This window comes from Evansella sp. AB-P1 (assembly GCF_029688925.1).
Lineage (GTDB): Bacteria > Bacillota > Bacilli > Bacillales > Salisediminibacteriaceae > Evansella.
Genome location: NZ_JARUKY010000042.1, coordinates 1 through 1,913 on the forward strand (window position 1 = coordinate 1; position 1,913 = coordinate 1,913).

Consider the following 1,913-nt stretch of genomic DNA (forward strand, 5'->3'; position numbering starts at 1 on the left):
TCATGCGCCTCTCACAGATCCGTACGTGCGGGTCATCGCATACGGCTCCTCCATGATTATCCCTCTTGGGGATGATGTTCATTGTAAAGTTTCACTAGAGAAATAAGACCGATTTCGTCAAACCACTCATTAGGTAGTGCAGTATGGACTGGGGTGGAAAGGGAGCTTCTCCAACTACACATACGTAGACCTGGGAGTTCCCCTTTCCACCCCCTCTTCCTCAATTGCCTATGCAGTTTCTTGATTTTCCTCCAACTTCTCAATTGGACTGCCCTTAGTCTTCTTCGTATCCATGCATCCAGTATAATAAAGATGGTCTTCCCATAAAAGTGACTAAAATAGTTTCCCCATCCTCTTATATATGGGTTGAGCTTGTCTTTGGTTAGTTGCTCTACATTTACTGTCTGATTTCGCTTCGTTATAGACTTAATCTTAGCTTTGAATTTCTTCAGTGCTTTAGGGGATGGAGATACCCAGTAGCCCCTTTTGAATTCGTAACCTAGAAATACGAATGGTTCTTGTAGGTTGTTTACAATCTTTGTCTTTTCTGGGTGTACAACTAATCCGAGTTCTTCATCTAGAAAGCGTGTAACCGATTTAAGAACTCTCTCCGCCCCTTTTCGTGATTTACAACAGATAACGAAATCGTCTGCGTACCTTGTGATTCGATGTCCTCGTTTCGTCATGAGTTCATCAAGGGGATGTAGGTAGATATTTGCTAATAATGGACTTATTACTCCTCCTTGTGGAGTTCCTTTCTCATTAAGGTAGAAGCTACCTCCATCCATCACCCCTGCTTGTAAGAAACTCTTAATGAGGCAAACAACACTTCCATCTACCACTTCTTCACGTAGCGCCATGATTAGTTTATCTTGTGGAATTGTATCAAAGTATGCCTTTAAATCCGCATCAATGACATATACGTATCCATCCATTAAATCCTTATGAATTTTCTCCAATGCCATATGTGCACTTCTATTAGGTCTAAATCCAAAGCTACAGTCCAAAAACTTATCTTCGAAGATTGGTTCTATGATGCGCCTTACTGCCGCTTGAACAACACGGTCTCTCACGGTAGGTATACCTAAAGGTCTTTGTGTTCCATCCGATTTGGGAATAAACACACGCTTAACCGGTCTCGGTTTATAGGTCTTTTCTTTTACTTCACGTTGAAGCACTTGTACATTGTCCTTCACACCAAATTCAAAATTTGTAATAGAAACTCCATCTATTCCAGCCGAACCACGATTGCGTTTCACCTCATTGAAAGCTTCCTCCATGTTAGATATAGCCCATATTTTATCCATAAGGCTGTACCATTTCCTCTTTTGTGATTTCTCCACTCCCTCACGAAAATTCTTCTGATTTAATCTCTCGTTCATGTTCGTATCCTTCCCTTTGTCTCCCTCGGACGACTAGCACATGGCATTTTCCGAGTTCCCCAGAAAGTACTCCGCCCCAAGCGGTCTACTTTCTATTCGACCCCAGTTCTTCGGCTCCACCTTACTGGCTTCTACTTGGCACATGACGGCTTCTTAAATTGAATAGCTTTTCTTCCATGGGCAGACGGGCTTCGCATCAAATCCCTTCCTTTTGGGTAAGGGTTCGCCTTAACAACTCGGTGTTAAGTCACTCGTCATTACGACTTTTCCGACGAGCTTATTCACTAATATCCCCTGCTCTGACTTCTCACCACTCATAATCCCAACTTGCCCATCACGGACTTGTTTAGGAGTTACCACTACTCATGGAAATGATGAGATCTCCTTGGGTCACGTCATCTATCTTTCCCTCGAATCCAGTCCTCATAACTTACAGAATCCTCTTGTGGCACTGGACTTCCCCATCCTTTGCAAGGTCATCCGATCCTGTCAGCCAACATGGTGGTTAGTCGTCTGTTCCGAGGTTTGCCT

The 1,913-nt window shown here is 43.3% G+C and carries 1 protein-coding gene; it reads right to left on the bottom strand.

The window, feature by feature from the left end:
- Nucleotides 1–56: 56 nt before the first annotated feature.
- Entirely contained in the window at nt 57–1,382 is a 1,326-nt protein-coding gene (gene ltrA / locus QA612_RS22400; protein ID WP_278286056.1) for a group II intron reverse transcriptase/maturase, read from the bottom strand.
- Nucleotides 1,383–1,913 lie beyond the last annotated feature (531 nt).